Here is a 19,134-nt window from a genome sequence, read left to right as displayed (position 1 = left end):
GCGACCGACTTCAGCCCGGCGGCCGGTGGGCCTTGATCCGCGCCGGGTCCGTCTCGATCCGACCTGCCCCGATCAGGTCGAGGCAATAGGGGATCGCCGGGAAAACCGCATCGAGGCAAAGCCTTATCGACGCCGGTCGGCCCGGCAGATTGACGATCAGGCTTTTTCCCCGAACGCCGGCAGTCTGGCGCGAAAGGATGGCGGTCGGCGCCTGTTCCAGGCTGATGCGCCGCATGAGTTCGCCAAAGCCCGGCAATTCCTTTTCCATTATCGTATGCATCGCCTCCGGCGTCTCGTCGCGGGGCGCAGGGCCCGTGCCGCCGGTGGTCAGGATCAGGTCGGCGCGAACATTGTCGCACAGCTCCGCCAGCGCTTCCCGCACGGAAGCCACCCCGTCCGGGATGATGACGCGGTTCAGGGCATAGGGCGAGTTGATGGTTTCCGCCAGCCAGGTCTCGATCATGGCGCCGCTTTGATCTTCATATTCGCCCCGGCTGGCGCGATCGGAAATGGTCAGTGCAACGATCAGCATTTTAGCCTCCAAGCACGGACATCGTCCGCCCGATGCCCTCAACTCGGGTATTCGTAATTGAAAATGCATGTCCCTCGGGCTTCATCGCCACCGCGCGCGAGATCAGCGCATCGACCGGCGCGTCATCCTCGCTCGCCCGCAACGTCTCCCTGAGGCCGACCCGGCCTTCATCGCCCATGCAGGTGTAAAGATCGCCGGTGGCGCTGACGCGCAGACGGTTGCACGCGGCGCAGAAACCGCACGAAAGCGGCGTGATGAACCCCAGAACGCCGCCGGTTTCCGCGACCCGCATATAACGCGCTGGACCACCGCTTTTCAAGGCGAGCGGCTGAAGGGTCCAACGTTTTGAAAGCGTGTTGCGCAGCTTCGAGAGCGACAGAAAGCTCTCCCGGCGATCATGCTGACCCTCGCCGAGCGGCATTTCCTCGATCAGCGTCAGGTCCATTCCGCGTTCATGGGCAAAGCGGATCAGCTCGTCCACTTCCTGCTCGAAGGCGCCGCGCATGGCGACTGCGTTGATCTTGACCCTGAGGCCCGCCGCCTGCGCCGCCTCCAGGCCGGCAAAGACCCGTTCGATCCGCCCCCACCGGGTGATCGCGCGATAACGCCGCGGATCGAGCGTATCGAGCGAGACATTCACCCGGCGCACGCCATGGGCAAACAGCGCTTCCGCGTAGCGATCCAGCAGCGTGCCATTGGTCGTCAGCGTCAGCTCGTCGAGCATGCCGCGCTTCAGATCAGCGCCGAGCATGGCGAACAGCGCCATGATGTTCTTGCGCACCAGCGGCTCGCCGCCGGTGATCCTGATCTTGCGCACGCCGCGCGCCATGAAGATGCGGGAAAGCCGGTGGAACTCCTCAAGATCGAGGATTTCACGCCGTGGCAGAAACGTCATGTTCTCGGACATGCAATAGGTGCAGCGTAGGTCGCAGCGATCCGTCACCGAAAGCCGGAGATAGGTTGCGGTGCGGCCGAAACTGTCGACCAGCGGGCGCGGCGCTGACTGTGTTATCGCGCGTTCATGCCGCATGATCGTCTCTTTCCGCTTTCGGGCCGGCTGCAAGGCACCATGCGACGATCGCATCGACCCTTGCAGGCAGGGGCTGCGACAGATCACCGGCAAAGTCACGCCAGAAATCGAGATAGGTTTCCTTCACTGTGGTCAACACCGGAACGCCGGCCAGGAACGCGGCTTCGAAGACCGAGCGCAGCCCGCAGCCCTCAGCCTCGGCCTTGCCGAAACGGTTGAGGATGATGATGTCCGGCCGGGTCTGGATCCGCCCCTCGGTGAAGACGGAAACCTCCGACAGCACGTTGAAGTCCAATCGGCAACCGCGCGCATTCCTGCCAAGCGCCTGCATGATCTGCCAGCGTTTCCCGGTGGCGATGTCCTTCAGGTCGACCGCGCCGCAACACTGGTCCCCAACCGTGACGGCATGCTGGATCAGGCCTTCGACCCGGCGGCCTTGCACAATAAGCCGCCGTGCGGCGGTCTCCAGCAGGCGATCGACGGCGTCATCCTGCAGAAACGGGATGAAGGCGAGTAAGTTGCGCGGATCGGCGGGGAGCTCTGGAGTGTCGGCCATCCTTTGTTCCTCACTGCACCAGCGGCCCATCGGCGCCGGTGATCTCGATACCTTCGATGGTCGCGTCCGCCGCCATAACGGCGATGAACTGCTGAACAGCCTTCGACCAGGAAGCAGCCTCCAGCCAGGCGGCGATGCGCGGTCTGACCACATCGAACGGCAATTGCTCTCCCTCGATCCGGCGATCCATGCGGATGATATGAAAGCCATAGCGGGTTTCAACCGGCGAACCGACCACCTCGCCTTCCGGCAGCCGCATCAGCACTGCCTCGAATTCCGGCACGGTACTGCCCGGCGAAAGCTGGCCGAGATTGCCGCCCTGTTGCGCCGACGGACAGGCCGAACGCGCCCGCGCCAGCTCACTGAAGCGAACGGCGCCGGCCTCAAGCTCCGCAATCATCTGCTCCGCTTCGGCGCGCGCCTGCCGCCGGGCGGCCTCGTCGGCCGGGTTTGCGGCAAGCAGGATATGGCTCGCCTCGAAGATCGGTTCGGAGCGGAAGCGGCTCCGGTTGTTTTCATAAAACCGGCGGCATTCGGCATCATCGGCCGAGGGCGCGTCGACCGCCATCTCGATTAGCGCCCGGATTGCAGCATCCTCGGCGGTCTCGGTCCTGCCGTCGGCGGTCGTCTCCGGCGTGCCGGTCACCTGTTCTTCCGCGGCCTTCTGCAGCAGCAACTCACGAATGACGAGCGCTTCGGCGGCGGCCCGAAGCGCCGCGCCGGGATTGTCGGCCGGGTGGTTCTGGGCCTCGGCGAGGATGGCGCTTTCGGCAATCGTGACACCGTTGACCGAGATTTCGGAAAACACCGCTCGCGCCTTGGGCGGGATTTTCGTGTCGACGGCCTGGTAGCCGCTGCCGGGTTCGGGGCCGGCACCGGTGGTTTTGGGCTGTTGCGGTGTGAAAAGATTGACCATTTCGCGTTACTCCGCCGGTTTGCCGTTGATGCGCGACCCGTCGCCCTTCTGCCGGGCAACCTGATAGCCCGGCCGCCAGATGTAGCGCACCGGAACGCTCAGCATGTGCACCAGCCGCGTGAAGGGGAAGACGAGCAGGATGGTGAGGCCCAGGAAAATATGCGCCTTGAAGATCCAGGCGGCGTCGGCCACGTAGGACGAGGCGGCGAAGTTGAAGGTGAAGATGCCCTGCGCCCAGCTCATGAATTTCACCATTTCATGACCATCGAGATGATGCAGCGATACGGGAATCGTGCCGAGGCCGAGCAGAAGCTGCAGCCAGAGGAGGATGATGATCATCGTATCGCTGAAGGTCGAGGCGGCGCGCACCCGCGCATCGAACAGTCGACGATGAACCAGCAGGGTCGCGCCGACGATGCCGAAAACCCCGGCAATGCCGCCGGCGACGACGGCCAGTATCTGCTTGGCGCCGTGACTGATGCCGAGCGCGTCGAAGACCCAGATCGGCGTCAACAGCCCGACGACGTGGCCGGCGAAGATGACCAGAACGCCGAGGTGAAACAGCACGGAGCCCCAGATGAGCTGTTTGCGCCGCAGCAGTTGCGACGAGCCCGAGCGCCAGGAATAGGGTTCTCGGTCATAACGGATGACGGTTCCCAAGATCAGCACGGTGAGCGCGATATAAGGATAGATGCCGAAAACGAGTGTGTTGAGATAGGCTGACATGGTCTGTCTCCTAATTCGGTATGGAACCGGCGACATCGCCGGGTTGGCGGTCTGCCGCGCGCATGCGGGTCCTGAGCCGGTCCGGCCCGCACGCGCCCTCGCCGGCATTGCCGCCGAAGGTGACGGCTTCCTCTTCCCAGATGCTGTCGAGCGCTTTCAGGTCGTCGGGGTCGTCTTCGGGGGCTGCCATCAACTCCTTCAGGAGCTTCTGATCGGCCTCGGCCGATGACAGCAGGGAAAGCGCGGCAAAAGCCGATGCGTAGACGGATTCCCGCCTCCTCAGCCGCTCGCCGATCGCCTCGGTGATGTGCGCCGTCTGGCCTAGAAGGTCTTCCGCCTCCGTCTTGGGGCGGGTGGAGAGAAACTCCAGAAACAGCGGCAGGTAGTCCGGCAGTTCCTTCGCGTCGATCTCGAAACCGCCGGCCTCGTAAAGCGCCATCAGGTCGACCATGGCCTGCCCGCGATCCCGGCTTTCGCCGTGGATGTGCTCGAAGAGATGCAGCGACAGCGCTCGGGTGCGGTCGAAGAGATGGACATAGCGTTCCTGGGCCCCATAGAGATCGCGGCCCGCGAGATCGTCGATCAGCCTTCCGAGCGCCACGGCAACGGCTTCCGGCACCGCCGAGGACGCGAGCGCGACCTTCAACTCCGGCAATTCGTCCAGCAGTTCCTTCTCCGGATAGGACAGAAGCAGCGAGGTGATTTTCAGGGCGATATTCATCAGACCTGCTCCTTGAAGATATCGGTCGGCGTCTGCACCACCTTGCGGCGCCCGGCGCCGAAGAGTTCCGTTTCGGAATTGCCGCCGGAACAGCCATTGCCGAAGGAGAAGCCGCAGGAGCCGCGCACGTCGTAAGCGTCTTCGGAGACCTCCCGATGGGTGGTCGGGATGACGAAACGGTCCTCGTAATTGGCAATCGCCATCACGTGGTACATGTCCTCGATCATCTGGCCGGTGAGGCCGACGCGTTCGGCAATCGCATTGTCGTCGACGCCATCAACGGTCTTCGAGCGCATATAGGCGCGCATGGCGAGCATGCGTTCCAGCGCCGTCACCACCGGTTCCTCCTTGCCCGCCGTCAAAAGGTTGGCGAGGTAGCGCACCGGAATGCGCAGCGACTTCACATCGGGCATTGCGCCATCGAGACCGAGCTTGCCGGCCTCGGCGGCCGACTGGACCGGCGAGAGCGGCGGCACGTACCAGACCATCGGCAGCGTGCGATATTCCGGATGCAACGGGAACGCCACTTTCCAGTCAATCGCCATCTTGTAGACCGGCGAGTTTCTGGCCGCCTTCAGCCAGTCTTCCGGCACGCCGTCCTTGCGGGCCTGTTCGATAACCGCCGGATCGGTCGGATCGAGGAACACCTTGAGCTGTTCCTCATAGAGATCCTGCTCATTGGCCGTGGAGGCGGCTTCCGAAATCCGGTCGGCATCGTAGAGAATGACGCCAAGATAGCGGATGCGACCGACGCAGGTTTCCGAGCACACCGTCGGCTGGCCGGCCTCGATGCGCGGATAGCAGAAGATGCACTTTTCCGATTTGCCGGAATTCCAGTTGTAATAGATCTTCTTGTAGGGGCAGCCGGAGACACACATGCGCCAGCCGCGGCACTTCTCCTGGTCGATCAGGACGATGCCGTCATCCTCACGCTTGTAGATCGCGCCTGAGGGACAGGCCGCCACGCAGGTGGGGTTCAGGCAGTGCTCGCACAGGCGCGGCAGGTACATCATGAAGGTGTTTTCGAACTGGCCGTAGATTTCCTTCTCGACCCCCTCGAAATTCACGTCCTTCGAGCGCTTCTCGAATTCGCCGCCGAGAATTTCCTCCCAGTTCGGCCCCCATTCGATCTTCTCCATCCGCTCGCCGGTCAGCTTCGAGCGCGGCCGTGCCGTCGGCATGGTCTTGCTTTCGCCGGCGGTCTGGAGATGGCCGTAATCGAAATCGAACGGCTCGTAATAGTCGTCGATTTCCGGCAGGTCCGGATTGGCGAAGATCTTGGCGAGGATGCGCCATTTGGCGCCCATCTTCGGCTCGATCCGGCCGTTCTTCTTGCGGACCCAGCCGCCATTCCATTTCTTCTGGTTTTCCCATTCCTTGGGAAAGCCGATCCCCGGCTTGGTCTCGACATTGTTGAACCAGGCGTATTCAACGCCTTCGCGGTTCGTCCAGACATTCTTGCAGGTGACGGAGCAGGTGTGGCACCCGATGCATTTATCGAGGTTCAACACCATGCCGATCTGTGCACGGACCTTCATTCTGCGGCCTCCTTTCCTGCAAGGCTTGGGGTTTCGTCCATCCAGTCGACATTTTCGAGCTTGCGGACGACGACGAATTCATCGCGGTTGGCGCCGACGGTTCCGTAGTAGTTGAAACCGTAGGACTGATGGGCGTAGCCGCCGATCATGTGGGTGGGCTTCGGGATCACGCGGGTGACGGAGTTGTGAATACCGCCGCGCTGACCGGTCAGCGGCGAGCCGGGCGTGTTCACGATCTTCTCCTGCGCGTGGTACATGAAGATCGTGCCGTCCTTCATGCGCTGCGAGACCACCGCGCGGGCAACCAGCGCGCCATTGGCATTGTAGACCTCGACCCAGTCGTTATCGACGATGCCGGCGCGGGCCGCATCCGGCTCCGAAATCCACACCACCGGGCCGCCGCGGTTCAGCGTCAGCATCAACAGGTTGTCGGTATAGGTGGAGTGGATGCCCCATTTCTGGTGCGGCGTGATGAAGTTCAGCACCAGATGCGGCTGGCCGTCGAGACGCGCCTCGATTGCCGGCGTCACGGTGCCCGTGTCGATCGGCGGGCGGTAGACGCAAAAAGCCTCGCCAAAGGCCCGCATCCACAAATGGTCCTGATAGAGCTGCTGACGCCCGGAGAGCGTGCGCCACGGGATCAGTTCGTGGACGTTGGTATAGCAGGCGTTGTAGCAGACCTTCTCCGATTCCAGCCCCGACCATGTCGGCGAGGAAATGATCTTGCGCGGCTGAGCGACGATGTCGCGGAAGCGGATCTTTTCGTCCTCTTTCGGAAGGGCGAGATGGGTGTGGTCGCGCCCGGTAATCACCGAGAGCGCCTCCCAGGCCTTGACCGCGACCTCGCCATTGGTCTCCGGCGCAAGCGACAGGATCACCTCCGTGGCGTCGATATCGGTGTCGATCTTCGGACGGCCCTTCGAGGCCCCCTCTTCCGTCACCGTGCCGTTGAGCTTGCCGAGCAGGCCGACCTCATGTTCCGTGTTCCAGGAAATGCCCTTGCCGCCATTGCCGAGCGTGTCGAGCAGCGGCCCGACCGAGGTGAAGCGCTTGTAGAGATTGGGATAATCCCGCTCGACGACGGCAACCGTCGGCATGGTCTTGCCCGGAACCGGATCGATCTCGCCCTGCTTCCAGTCCTTCACGTCGAAGGGCTGGGCCAGTTCGCCGGGCGTGTCGTGCAGGGTCGGCACCAGCACGATATCCTTTTCGACGCCCAGCACTTCCGGCGCGACCTCGGAAAACGTCTTTGCGATGCCCTTGAAGATTTCCCAGTCCGAACGCGACTGCCAGGCCGGATCGGCCGCACTGGTCAGTGGGTGGATGAAGGGGTGCATGTCGGAGGTGTTGAGGTCGTTTTTCTCGTACCATGTCGCCGTCGGCAACACGATGTCGGAATAGACGCAGGTGGTCGACATGCGGAAGTCGAGGGTCACCAGCAGATCGAGCTTTCCTTCCGGCGCCTCGTCATGCCAGACAGCCTCCTTCACCTCCTGACGGCCCTCGTCGCCGAGGTCCTTGCCAAGCAGGCCATGGGAAGTGCCGAGCAGGTGCTTGAGGAAATATTCGTGCCCCTTGCCCGAGGAACCGAGCAGGTTGGAGCGCCAGACGAACATGTTGCGCGGCCAGTTTTCCTCCGCATCCGGGTCCTCGCAGGACATGGAAAGCGTACCGGATTTCAGCGCATCGGCGATATAGTCGGCGGGCTTTTGGCCCGAGGCTTCCGCCGCGCGGGCGACCTCCAGCGGGTTGGTGCGCAATTGCGGCGCGGATGGCAGCCAGCCCATCCGCTCGGCGCGGATATTGTAATCGATCAGCGTTGCATCCCACGGCCCTTCCGGCGCTGTCGGCGACAGCAGCTCATCAACCTTTACCGTCTCGTAGCGCCACTGATCGGTGTGGGCGTAGAAGAACGAGGTCGAGTTCATGTGGCGCGGCGGGCGCTGCCAGTCGAGCCCGAAGGCGAGCGGCAGCCAGCCGGTCTGCGGCCGCAGTTTTTCCTGACCGACATAATGGCTCCAGCCGCCGCCCGACTGGCCGATACAGCCGCACATCACCAGCATGTTGATTATGCCGCGGTAATTCATGTCCATATGGTACCAGTGGTTCAGACCGGCGCCGAGAATGACCATGGAACGGCCATTGGTCTTTTCCGCGTTGCCCGCGAAGGCGCGGGCGGTGGCGATGATCTGCTCGCGCGGCACGCCGGTGATCTTTTCCGCCCATGCCGGCGTGTAGGGCGTTGCGTCATCGAAGGAGCTTGCGACATTGTCGCCGCCGAAGCCGCGGTCGAGGCCGTAATTGGCGACGAACAGGTCGAAGACCGTGGCGACAACCGCCTCGCCGTCGGCGAGTGCTACCCGGCGGACTGGCACCTTGCGCGCCAGAACGTCGTCATGATCTGTGCCCTCGAAATAGTCATGCGCGCGACTGCCGAAATAGGGAAAGGCAACGTCCTCGACGCCGTCATGGTTTTCGGCAAGGCTCATGACCAGATCGATGTCGCTGCCCGCGCCATCCTTCTGCTCGAGGTTCCACTTGCCCTTCTCGCCCCAGCGATAACCCGCCGAACCGCGCGGCGCGACGACGTCGCCGGTCTTCGCGTCGAAGCCGACCGTCTTCCATTCGGGATTGTTGCTCTCGCCGAGGCCGTCCCTGAAATCGGAGGCGCGGAGGAAGCGTTCCGGCACGAAGCGGCCGTCCTTCTTCACCAGCCGCACCAGCATCGGCATGTCGGTGTAGCGGCGACAGTAATCGTCGAAATAACCGATCGTCCGGTCGAGGTGATATTCGCGCAGGATCACATGGCCGAGCGCCATGGCAAGCGCCGCATCGGTTCCCTGCTTCGGGTGCAGCCAGAGATCAGAGAATTTCGCGGCTTCCGAATAGTCCGGCGAGACGACGACCGATTTCGTACCCTTGTAGCGCACCTCGGTGTAGAAATGCGCATCCGGCGTGCGGGTCTGGGGCACGTTGGAGCCCCAGAGCATCAGGAAGCCGGCATTGTACCAGTCGGCCGATTCCGGCACGTCGGTCTGCTCGCCCCAGGTCATCGGCGAGGCCGGCGGCAGGTCGCAATACCAGTCGTAAAACGACATGCAGGTGCCGCCGAGCAGCGACAGGTAGCGGGACCCGGCCGCGTAAGAGACCATCGACATCGCCGGGATCGGCGAAAATCCGATGACGCGGTCGGGCCCCCACCTCTTCGCGGTATAGGCGTTGGCCGCCGCGATGAGCTCGTTGACCTCGTCCCAGGTGGCGCGCACGAAACCGCCAAGGCCGCGCACCTTGATGTATTCGGCCCGCTTTGCCGAGTCCTCCTGAATGGCGCGCCAGGCCGCGACCGGGCTCTTGTCGGCGCGCTCCTTGCGCCAGAGCTTCAGGAGCCGCGCCCGGATCAGCGGGTATTTCACCCGGTTGGCCGAATACATGTACCAGCTGTAGCTCGCCCCGCGCGAACAGCCGCGCGGTTCGTGATTGGGCATATCCGGCCTTGTGCGTGGATAATCGGTCTGCTGGGTTTCCCAGGTGACGATCCCGCCCTTGACGTAGATCTTCCAAGAACAGGAGCCCGTGCAGTTCACGCCATGGGTGGAGCGCACGATCTTGTCGTGCTGCCAGCGCTTGCGATAGGCTTCCTCCCAATCGCGATTTTCATTCGTCGTCACACCGTGACCATCGGAGAATGTATCGACATTCTTGCGTGCCAGAAAGTTGAGGCGGTCGAGGAGAAGAGACATGATCCGTTCCTTTGTTTCGGGCGATTAGCAGGGCACCGGCGCATTGCGGCGGGTGTAGTAGAAGAAGGTCAGCACGGCGCAGATGACGTAGAAGATGCCGAAGCCCCACAGCGCCATATCCGGTCCGCCGGTCATCGAGATTGAGGTTCCATAGGATTTGGGGATGAAGAATGCGCCATAGGCGGCAATCGCCGAGGTAAACGCGATGATCGCCGCGCTCTCGCGGTCCGTCTGCTTCTGCAGCGCGCCCGCATCCAGTTCCGGCATCAGCCGCGGCACTTCCTGGCGCATGATTGCCGGGATCATCTGGAAGGTCGACGCATTGCCCACACCAGTGAGGAAGAACAGCGCCATGAAGCAGGCGAAGAAGGCCCAGAAATTACCGCCCGCCCCGTCCTGCGGCAGGAATTGCAGCACGCCGACGACAGCGACGAACATGCCGACGAAGGTCCAGAAGGTCACCCGCCCGCCACCGAAGCGGTCGGAAATCCAGCCTGTGCCAGCCCGGCTCAGCGCGCCGACAAGCGGGCCGAGGAAGGCGTAGGACAGCGCGTTGACCTCGGGGAACTGGGTTTTCATCAACAGCGGGAAACCCGCCGAATAGCCGATGAACGAGCCGAACGTGCCGGTGTAAAGGACGCACATGATCCAGTTGTGGAAGCGCGAGAAAATCACCGCCTGATCGGCAAAGGAGGCCTTGGCCGAGGCAATGTCATTCATGCCGAAATAGGCGGCGATGGTGGCGGCGATGATGAACGGCACCCAGACGAAGCCGGCATTCTGCAGCCAAAGCCGCCCGCCATCCGAAAGCGCCTGCGGTTCGCCGCCAAGCGCGCCGAAGACGCCCATGGTGATGACGACCGGCACCAGGAACTGCATGACCGAGACCCCGAGATTGCCGAGACCGGCATTCATGGCGAGCGCATTGCCCTTTTCGGCCTTGGGGAAGAAGAAGCTGATATTGGCCATGGACGAGGCGAAATTGCCGCCGCCGAGACCGCACAGAAGCGCCAGAACGAGGAAGATCAGATAGGGCGTTTCCGGGTTTTGCACGGCATAGCCGATGCCCATGGCCGGCAGCAGCAGCGAGGCGGTGGAAAGCGTGGTCCACAGCCGGCCGCCGAAAATCGGCACCATGAAGGAATAGAAGATCCTGAGCGTGGCGCCCGAAAGCCCCGGCAACGCCGCCAGCCAGAAGAGCTGGGCATCGGTGAAATCGAAGCCGATCGCGGGAAGCCGCGCGACGACGACCGACCACACCATCCAGACCGAAAAGGCGAGAAGCAGCGCGGGAATGGAGATCCACAGATTACGCTTGGCAATCTTCCGCCCGGTCTGTTCCCAGAAGGTCTTGTCCTCCGGGTTCCATTCCGTCAGCGTCGCCGCCGACGTCTTCGGCGTCATGCCCTCGAATTCCGGCAGTTCCGGCAGGGTGTCGGTCGTCGTCCGGTTGCGGCGCTCCATCTGGCGGATGGAAAGATGCATCCAGGTCAGGGCGACCAGCACAAGCAGGAACAGGAAGGCGAAGCAGGTGGTGTAGACGCCGGTCAGGTCCAGCAGCGTGCCGAACACGATCGGCAGGACGAAGCCGCCGAGACCGCCGATCATGCCGACGAGACCGCCGACCGAGCCGACATTGTCGGGATAATAGACCGGGATATGCTTGTAGACCGCCGCCTTGCCGAGGCTCATGAAGAAACCGAGACAGAAGATCATCAGCACGAAGGCGCCGAAGCTCATCGCGGTCGAGAAGACGATATCACCGCCCTTGGCATGGATCGTGTAGCTGGTCGGCGGGTAGGACAGCATGAACAGCAAGAGCAGCGCAAAGCCGAAGGTCCAGTACATCACCGAGCGCGCGCCGAACCGGTCCGAGAGATGACCGCCATAGGCGCGGAACAGGCTGGCCGAGAGCGAGAAGGCGGCCGCCGCCATGCCCGCGGTGCGGATATCGACGCCGTAGACATCGACGAGGTAATGCGGCAGCCACAGCGCCATCGCGACGAAGGCGCCGAAGACGAAGAAATAGTAGAGCGAGAAGCGCCAGACCTGCAGGTTCTTCAGCGGCGCGAGCTGGGCCGCGACCGTGGTCGCCTTCGCGCCGGAGAGGCGGCGGGCCTCGAACACCGGATCATGTTTGGAGAACACGAAGAAGATGACGGCAATGGCTGCCAGAGCGAAGGCCCAGACATTGGCAACCGCCTGCCAGCCGAAGGCCACCATGACAAAGGGCGCGCCGAATTTCGTCACCGCCGCGCCGACATTACCCGCGCCGAAAATGCCGAGCGCCGTACCCTGCTTTTCCGGCGGATACCAGTGCGACACATAGGTGACGCCGACGGCGAAGGAGCCGCCGGCAAGACCGACGCCAAGGGCGGCGAGCAGGAAAAGCGGATAGGTCGTGGCGCTGGTCAGGAGAAAGGTCGCCGCGGCGGCCAGCAGCATCTGCAACGGAAACACCAAACGCCCGCCATATTGCTCGGTCCAAATGCCGAGCATCAGTCGGGTCAGCGAGCCGGTGAGAACCGGCGTTGCCACCAGAATGCCGAACTGGGTTTCGGAGAGGCCGAGTTCACTTTTGATCTCGACCCCGATGATGGCGAAGATCGTCCAGACCGCGAAACAGACTGTGAACGCCACCGTGCTGAGACAGAGCGCCCGACGCTGGTCACCGCGCGAAACACCGTCAACTGCAGACATGAAATGCCCCCTAAGGCTCGAGCGGAAGGCCGCTCATTGGAAACTGTGCCTGAGAGCTAGAAGGCTTTGTAGCCCTGCGAAGTTGACCTAAGTCAAGGTTGACGGGTGGCGCGGAACAAACAAGAATTGCAGGTGAAATTGCCTCCCTGTGCAGACATCAACGTCAAACCAGGCTGTTGCGGATGCCGGGCGATGCTGCTAAATTTATCAATTGAAGATACGAAAAAAATCAAGGCAAAGTGATGCGGTCATCCGATTTGCCCCAGGTGCGGGCGCTCGGCCTGTTCAACAGCATGGGCGAGGAGAACTTCGAGGCGCTTATGCAGGCGGCCTATCTCCAGACCTTTCCGCCACAGCTCGATCTGGTGCATGAGGGCGATCCGGCTGATTTCCTCTATGTCGTGATCGAAGGCTGCGTCGAGCTTTACGCGAATGCCAACCGACGCGAGGCGACGATGGCGATGGTGCATCCGATCAGCGCCTTCATCCTGGCCGCCGTGCTGAAGGACGCGGTCTATCTGATGTCGGCACGCACGCGGGCGCGCTCGAAAATCCTTCTGATCCCCTCGGAAAACGTCCGCTCGATCTTCGAGCTCGATGACGCCTTCGCAAGGGCCATGGTGCTGGAAATGGCCGGCAGCTATCGCTACGTCATCAAGGAGCACAAGGGCCTCAAGCTGCGCAGTTCCGTCGAACGGTTGGCGAACACGCTGCTGCGCCAGGACCATGAATTCGGCAATGGCACCGGCACATTCGACCTGCCCTATGACAAGCGCACGCTCGCCTCGCTGCTCGGCATGACGCCGGAAAACCTGTCGCGCGCCTTCAACACGCTGAAGCCCTACGGCCTCGAGGTCGACGGAACGTCGATCCGGCTTACCGACATCGCGTCCCTGAAGACACTCGCCAAACCCACGCCGTTGATCGACGACCCGAAGACCTGACGATACCCTTGTTCCGATCGCGCGCCAGATCTCGGGCTCAGGACGCAGGCTTGTTCCATCCGATCGATGGTCCGCTCGAGGCCGCAGCCATGGCAAGGACGGTGCTCAAGGCAATGCCGGCGTCGACTCTCTCCAGCCGACCGACTTTTCGGCGCCGGAAACGCAGACCACCGGCGAAACACAGCAAACCACGATGCCACCTGCGTAGCAGCCCCCAGAGAGGCATAAAGCCACTCGTACAAACCATTGAAGCAAGTACTGAAAAATGGTGATCCCGACGCGATTCGAACGCGTGACCCTCAGATTAGGAATCTGTTATTACCACATACTCACCATCATCTTGATCTACGCTCACACACCATATACCATTGATTTAATGTAATTAATTTTGCGACTGAATACGATGAAACACGCTACAATTCTATCCCCTCTGCTTACCTTGTGCTCACCTGACGCTTACCCGAACACGAAACAGATTTTTCGCCACGCCTTTTTTCAGACAGGTCAATGCAAGCATCTCGCAGAAATGAGAGACAGTCGCCGTCAAGGCTGTCATCGCCGTCATTAGACTTTGAATTCAACGAACTAGAAGAATTGCAGTCGGCGTCAGAGGCCGTCATGCTGTCGCAGACCCTGACAAGCTTTCAACCTTGCAGAGGTTTGGGGATATCGAAACGAGGGCACAAACCCAGTCAACAAGCTGCAGCGCTACAAGGAAAACATCCGCAACCGTCCGATCCCCGATACAGACTTGGAAAAGATCGGGGTGGTGTTTCGTGCTGCAGAACTAGACGGCTCGGTCTCGACCGGTTTGATCAACTTCTTTCGCCTGCTTGCGCTTACCGGTTGCCGCCTTTCAGAACTGCTCTCGTTGACTTGGGCAGAAATCGACTTCGAACGCGGCGTTCTTGATCTCAAAGACGCAAAGGCAGGCGCACGATCTCACGTCATCTCTGCAATAGCCCTTGACCTATTTGCCTCCATGGAAAGGGTTCCGGGCAGCGAGTTTGTCTTCACCTCCGGATCGGGCACAACACCTTTTGACAAATCCAATGCCGAACGCGCTTGGCGCAAGCTTCGGAGGAGGGCAGGCCTTGAAGACATAAGAATACATGATCTCAGGCACATGGTGGGAACCATGGCGGGCTCGAGCGGCGCCAATGCCTTTCAGATTCGCGATCTACTCGGACACAAGACACTTGCTGTTACCGGCCGCTATGTCGCACGTGAGGATAACCCGATCAGAGAAATTCAAGATCGGATTTCGACACACGTGGAGCAAGGGCTATGGGGAAAAACAAAATAAATGCACAAGGTTGATAAACCTAAAATATATGGTGCCGTGAGCAGGAGGCCGTTGAAAGAGCTGATCATATCGAGAGAAATTTCCGCTTATGAGCTTCGCACGCCATCTGCTTCGCGCCGCCATTTCAGTCATTCAGGCTTTCTGATGACGGGATCAAAAGCTGACGTTGACTGCTATCAACGTATTCAGCACGACAGCTCCGCTGAAGCAGTTTTCGCGGAAATAATCGAGCGCCATTTTGCGACGGAGATCATTCATCGATGACCGTCAAGAGATTTCAGAAAGCACAGCGCGGCCTACATTAGAATGGATCATCAAGCTCAGTATCAATCTCAAGACTGCCTAGGATTGAACGATAGCGTTGCATGACTCAAACTCCCGGTTGGAGCTGTTCCGCATCTCCCGCGCATGGATGCCGAGCATCATCAGTGCCGGCCAGAGGAGATAGGCTTCGATCTCGATGTTCTCGCCGAAGCTCAGGACGATCATGACGAAGACGATCGAGAGCGGAAGGCGGCCGCGGGGATGGCGCACGCAATCGACCAGCACGATGAAGGTCTGGGCCAGCAATGGCCCCAACATGGCCAGGAAGCCAGTCAGGCCTTTGACGAACAACAGGCCATACCAGGTGTGATGCGAGCCAATGGGCATATATTCCACCAGATGTGGGCCTGGCTGCACGGTGCCATGGCCGAACCAGTAGGCCTCCGACCAGCGCTCATAGGCGATGCGCTGCAGGGCCTCGCGCACGCGGGTGAACTGGCAGAGCACACCGAGATCTAGCTTTGTGCGGTTTCGTTTCGGGCGGGCCGCGCATCCTTATAATTGGCTGCCGCGCATAACGACAATCATCGAGCGGGCAGCAGTTTATGCTTGCCGAAGGCATAGATCATGGCATCTCTCTCAAGAGAAAAGGTCTCTGCCTTCAACTCTTTTGGGCCGGTCGGCAGATCAGAAACGGAGGTGCGCTTTTCCACTTCGCAACGGTCTGCCTATTGACCCCATACCATTTGAAGAGCGCGGTCGGGCTCGCTTGATGATTTTGTATTGCTCGAAGGGCTGCCGCAGTGGGCTTAGCGCTATCGTGTCGAGTTTGTCCCATAGTACACATCTCCAGCTGGCTGGAGAAATGCACCACCAAAATCAGGCGGTAATACCCTGACCATTTCTTATTCTTCCGAAGTGTAACTATGCCAAAAATCCCGGCAGCGCGCTTCACACCGGAGTGCGCTGCATACCATTGCGATAGGTGCTTGGCGAACAGCCCATCCAGCGCTGGAAGGCACGGCTGAAATTCGCATGTTCCTCATAGCCGAGCGCGAAAGCGATCTGGGCGATGGACAGATCGGTTTGCGTCAGAAGCGCCATGGCCCTATCGCGCCGCGCCATCTCGACAATCTCGCGATAGGTATATCCCGCGACGCGCAGGCGCCGCTGCAGGCCCTGAACACCAAAGCCCGCGATTTCCGCAGCACCGTCGATATCAGTTTGGCCCGCCAGAAGCCGCAAGGCGACGACCGCTGAAAATGAACGCGCCGGTTCGGGCGCTTCGCTCAACGCGACATCGCCAGTCACCTCCCGCAGTGTCAGGGGTTTTAATGCAATAGCGTCAGCGGCGGGATGAGAGACGGCGATCTCCTCATATGAGAAGGGAATGGCGATGCCGGGACCATTGCATCGCAAGTTGGTCTTCAACGCGCGCTCGATAATCGATGTAGCCTCGTCGCGCGGATAGCAAACCTCGATAAAGGTCGGCCGCCAATCGACGCCGAGATAAATCTGCGCGAACGCCAGCATGGGAAAGATGATATGGTCGGCATATTGCATGCTGGTCTGGCCCACGATCGGCGGCGTCACACGCCACATCCAGCGCTCCTGTTCCAGAAAGAGCGTCATCGTCGTTTCAGACAATTGTGATCCGACCGTGGCACAAGCGCGGCGCAGTGCATTGCCCAGGAAACCGGCCTGCGCAGCGTAATTGGACCATTCCTCATAGACTTGATAGGACATGGCCTTGCCGACCGACAGTCCCAGGCTTCGCTCGCCAAGCACCCTCGCGCTGCTTTCGAAGAGCGCACTCATCAAGCTCAGCGGTATCGGCATGTTCTTGTGTTCGAGGACCTCAAGAGGCAGGCCGGACTGCTGAAACGCCCTGATCAGGCCGCGCATTCCGCCGGTCTCCTCGACCATGGCCGGCAATGGCCCGATCCCCCTCAAACGCGCAAGCGCAACCGAACTGCTTCTTTTCGTCACCGCTATCTCCAAAGTGACGTCAAATGAAAAGCGCCGCCCTCCAATTGATCGTATTGAACAAGAGTACCAAGGGACGGGTGCAAGCCGACTTGAACCGAACAATTGTCAAACGTCAACGCGTCATGACCTTCAAGGGCTGCCGTTTGTCAGGTCTTGTGTTCCGCATAGCAATTTTGGACATCAACCTCAACGCGCATATGACAGAAAACACGTTCAGACAGGTGGAAGAGGAATTTTTTCCGGTTCGCGGTTCCAGACCGGTTTCGGTCTACGCGGCGACTTGCCGCAAGACACGTCATTCAATGTATTCGCAATCAGATCAGCGACGCTTGGGCAAACGCCGGAGCGAGATGGAGGGAACACCCATGACACTGAGTTTCAAGTCCGCACGGGCGGCGAAGACGGGGGCCGTTCTCGCAGCCGCCCTGTGCGCTTCGGCACTGACAAGCATGAACGCTATGGCCCAGGACAGCGCTAGCACAACCGCGCCCGCGGAACAGCCCAACATCATGTTCATCATGGCTGACGACGTCGGGTACATGCAGCCCGGCATCTATCACCGTGGCCTGATGGTTGGCGAAACGCCGAATATCGACCGGATCGGCCATGAAGGCGCGATGTTCACCGACTACTACGCCCAGCAGAGCTGCACGGCGGGCCGCACCTCCTTTTTCACGGGCATGAACCCGGTGCGTGCCGGCATGCTGCTGCCGGAAATTCCCGGTTCTGAATCCTATCTGCGCAAGGGCACGCCTTCGCTTGCCGTTTTCCTGCGCGACCTTGGCTACACCACCGGTGAATTCGGCAAGAACCACCTTGGCGACACGGCCGAATCGCTGCCGACCGCTCATGGCTTTGAAGAGTTCTGGGGCTATCTCTACCACCTCGACGCCATGCAGGGCGTTTCCTTCCCCGACATCAATTCCAGCCCGACCGAACAGGCCGTCGTGCCGCCTTGCACAAACACCCCGGTTCCCGGCCTGTCCGATCCGCCCGGCGCGATCGACCCGGCTGACGGTCTGTGCATGACGCCGCCGCGTCCGGTCATCGCATGCTCCTCGTCGGATGGCACGGAGGCAAACCAGAGCTGCACCGATGAAGGTCCGCTCACGCTTGAGCGCTCGAAGACCGTTGACGAGGAAATCTCCGCCAAGGTCGTCGACTTCCTCGACCGCAAGGATCCGGACAAGACCGGCAAGCCCTTCTTCGTCTGGTACAATCCCGCACGCATGCATGTGACCACAGTTCTGTCCGACAAGTATCAGAACATGATCGGCACCAAGGGCGGCAAGGACTGGGGCCTCAACGAAGCCGGCATGAAACAGGTCGATGACAATATCGGCCTTGTTATCAAGAAGCTGGAAGAGATGGGCGAACTGGACAACACCATTCTCGTGTTCACCACCGATAACGGCGCTGAAACCATCACCTTCCCCGATGGCGGCGTGACGCCGTTTGCGGCCGGCAAACTGTCGACCTGGGAAGGCGGCATGCGCGTTCCGCTCGTCGTTCGCTGGCCGGGTCACATTGAGCCGGGTACGATCAACAACGACATGTTCTCCTCGCTTGACTGGCTGCCGACGCTCGTTGAACTGGCTGGCGGCGCCAAGGGCGATGATCTGAACAAGCAGATCCAGGCCGGCGAATATCCGGGCATCGTCAAGACCAAGCTGGACGGCTTCAACCAGGTCGGCTCGCTGACGGGCGATGAGGGGTCTGCGCGCGATACGTTCTTCTACTATTCAGGGCAGACGCCTTCGGCGGTGCGCTACAAGAACTGGAAGATGTATTTCGCCATGGTGGATCAGGATCCGTCCAAGACCTTCCTTGGCCCCGTCAAGTACAGCTGGACGCAGGTCGTCAACATCAAGCGTGATCCCTTCGAGCAGTCGATCGGTTCTTTCTCGAAGACATTCAACGGTATCGGCGGTGCGCTTGGCTCGCCCTCGACGGCCTATGCCTATGACTGGAACATGCTGCCGATCGGTCAGGCCCTGTGGCTGAAGGAGCTGGAATCCTACAAGGAATTCCCGCCGCTCCAGCACCCGGCCGCCTATAACCTCGATGCCGTGATCGCCGGTGTGAAGGCGTCCAGCACATCGAAGGAATAGGCTTCCGCCTGACCTGCAGAAGAATGAGAAGGGCGGCTGCAAGTCCGCCCTTTTCGGTTGA

Annotated in this window: 15 protein-coding genes, 1 tRNA gene and 1 pseudogene; 4 read left to right on the top strand and 13 right to left on the bottom strand. The window is 60.9% G+C overall.

The window, feature by feature from the left end; translation table 11 throughout:
- Window positions 1-10 precede the first annotated feature (10 nt).
- From mog to AZF01_RS01645, 9 genes are read right to left on the bottom strand one after another with little or no spacing between them, the layout of a single operon-like run.
- On the bottom strand, window positions 11-532 hold the full coding sequence (mog, locus tag AZF01_RS01685; protein ID WP_024706265.1) for a molybdopterin adenylyltransferase: 522 nt from the start codon (window positions 530-532) through the stop codon (window positions 11-13).
- 1 nt (window position 533) lies between these two features.
- Window positions 534-1,562 carry a GTP 3',8-cyclase MoaA gene (moaA, locus tag AZF01_RS01680; protein ID WP_024706266.1) on the bottom strand — a complete coding sequence of 343 codons (1,029 nt, stop codon included), beginning with the start codon at window positions 1,560-1,562 and terminating at the stop codon, window positions 534-536.
- The gene (locus AZF01_RS01675) at window positions 1,552-2,118 is read right to left on the bottom strand and encodes a DUF2478 domain-containing protein (RefSeq protein WP_161632997.1); all 567 of its coding nucleotides are present in this window, start codon (window positions 2,116-2,118) and stop codon (window positions 1,552-1,554) included. The genes moaA and AZF01_RS01675 overlap by 11 nt, the downstream gene beginning before the upstream one ends.
- Before the next feature lie 10 nt (window positions 2,119-2,128).
- On the bottom strand, window positions 2,129-3,034 hold the full coding sequence (locus AZF01_RS01670; protein ID WP_036235546.1) for a peptidylprolyl isomerase: 906 nt from the start codon (window positions 3,032-3,034) through the stop codon (window positions 2,129-2,131).
- Between the two features lie 6 nt (window positions 3,035-3,040).
- Window positions 3,041-3,760: a respiratory nitrate reductase subunit gamma gene (narI, locus tag AZF01_RS01665; protein ID WP_024706269.1), complete on the bottom strand. Its 720-nt coding sequence runs from the start codon at window positions 3,758-3,760 to the stop codon at window positions 3,041-3,043.
- A gap of 10 nt (window positions 3,761-3,770) precedes the next feature.
- Window positions 3,771-4,481, bottom strand: coding sequence for a nitrate reductase molybdenum cofactor assembly chaperone (narJ, locus tag AZF01_RS01660; protein ID WP_061449607.1), 711 nt, complete (start codon window positions 4,479-4,481; stop codon window positions 3,771-3,773).
- The gene (gene narH, locus AZF01_RS01655) at window positions 4,481-6,019 is read right to left on the bottom strand and encodes a nitrate reductase subunit beta (protein ID WP_024709261.1); all 1,539 of its coding nucleotides are present in this window, start codon (window positions 6,017-6,019) and stop codon (window positions 4,481-4,483) included. The genes narJ and narH overlap by 1 nt, the downstream gene beginning before the upstream one ends.
- On the bottom strand, window positions 6,016-9,759 hold the full coding sequence (locus AZF01_RS01650; protein ID WP_036237818.1) for a nitrate reductase subunit alpha: 3,744 nt from the start codon (window positions 9,757-9,759) through the stop codon (window positions 6,016-6,018). Before AZF01_RS01650 ends, narH begins: the two co-directional genes overlap by 4 nt.
- Window positions 9,760-9,783: 24 nt before the next feature.
- The gene (locus AZF01_RS01645; protein ID WP_024709263.1) at window positions 9,784-12,459 is read right to left on the bottom strand and encodes an MFS transporter; all 2,676 of its coding nucleotides are present in this window, start codon (window positions 12,457-12,459) and stop codon (window positions 9,784-9,786) included.
- A 242-nt stretch (window positions 12,460-12,701) separates the two neighbouring features.
- Between AZF01_RS01645 and AZF01_RS01640 the strand changes: the two genes are divergently transcribed.
- On the top strand, window positions 12,702-13,403 hold the full coding sequence (locus AZF01_RS01640) for a cyclic nucleotide-binding domain-containing protein (RefSeq protein WP_024709264.1): 702 nt from the start codon (window positions 12,702-12,704) through the stop codon (window positions 13,401-13,403).
- A gap of 266 nt (window positions 13,404-13,669) precedes the next feature.
- Here AZF01_RS01640 and AZF01_RS23790 read toward each other — a convergent pair.
- Window positions 13,670-13,740 (bottom strand) — tRNA-Arg (locus AZF01_RS23790).
- A gap of 414 nt (window positions 13,741-14,154) precedes the next feature.
- Between AZF01_RS23790 and AZF01_RS01635 the strand changes: the two genes are divergently transcribed.
- On the top strand, window positions 14,155-14,709 hold the full coding sequence (locus tag AZF01_RS01635; protein WP_024709265.1) for a site-specific integrase: 555 nt from the start codon (window positions 14,155-14,157) through the stop codon (window positions 14,707-14,709).
- The gene (locus AZF01_RS23785) at window positions 14,710-14,973 is read left to right on the top strand and encodes a hypothetical protein (RefSeq protein WP_152534589.1); all 264 of its coding nucleotides are present in this window, start codon (window positions 14,710-14,712) and stop codon (window positions 14,971-14,973) included.
- Window positions 14,974-15,051: 78 nt separating this feature from the next.
- On the opposite strand, the gene AZF01_RS01630 is transcribed toward AZF01_RS23785, so the two are convergent.
- The 3 genes and pseudogenes from AZF01_RS01630 to AZF01_RS01625 form a co-directional block, all read right to left on the bottom strand.
- Window positions 15,052-15,480 carry a hypothetical protein gene (locus tag AZF01_RS01630; protein WP_024709266.1) on the bottom strand — a complete coding sequence of 143 codons (429 nt, stop codon included), beginning with the start codon at window positions 15,478-15,480 and terminating at the stop codon, window positions 15,052-15,054.
- Between the two features lie 4 nt (window positions 15,481-15,484).
- Window positions 15,485-15,811: pseudogene (locus AZF01_RS24395) on the bottom strand (IS481 family transposase); the annotation flags it as partial.
- Between the two features lie 113 nt (window positions 15,812-15,924).
- On the bottom strand, window positions 15,925-16,878 hold the full coding sequence (locus AZF01_RS01625) for an AraC family transcriptional regulator (RefSeq protein ID WP_161633050.1): 954 nt from the start codon (window positions 16,876-16,878) through the stop codon (window positions 15,925-15,927).
- A gap of 542 nt (window positions 16,879-17,420) precedes the next feature.
- Between AZF01_RS01625 and AZF01_RS01620 the strand changes: the two genes are divergently transcribed.
- Complete coding sequence (locus tag AZF01_RS01620; protein WP_051424122.1) at window positions 17,421-19,073, top strand: arylsulfatase; 1,653 nt, start codon at window positions 17,421-17,423, stop codon at window positions 19,071-19,073.
- Window positions 19,074-19,134 lie beyond the last annotated feature (61 nt).

It is taken from the genome of Martelella sp. AD-3 (assembly GCF_001578105.1).
In the GTDB taxonomy this organism is placed as follows: Bacteria; Pseudomonadota; Alphaproteobacteria; order Rhizobiales; family Rhizobiaceae; genus Martelella.
This window is presented reverse-complemented; position numbering and strand designations above follow the sequence as displayed.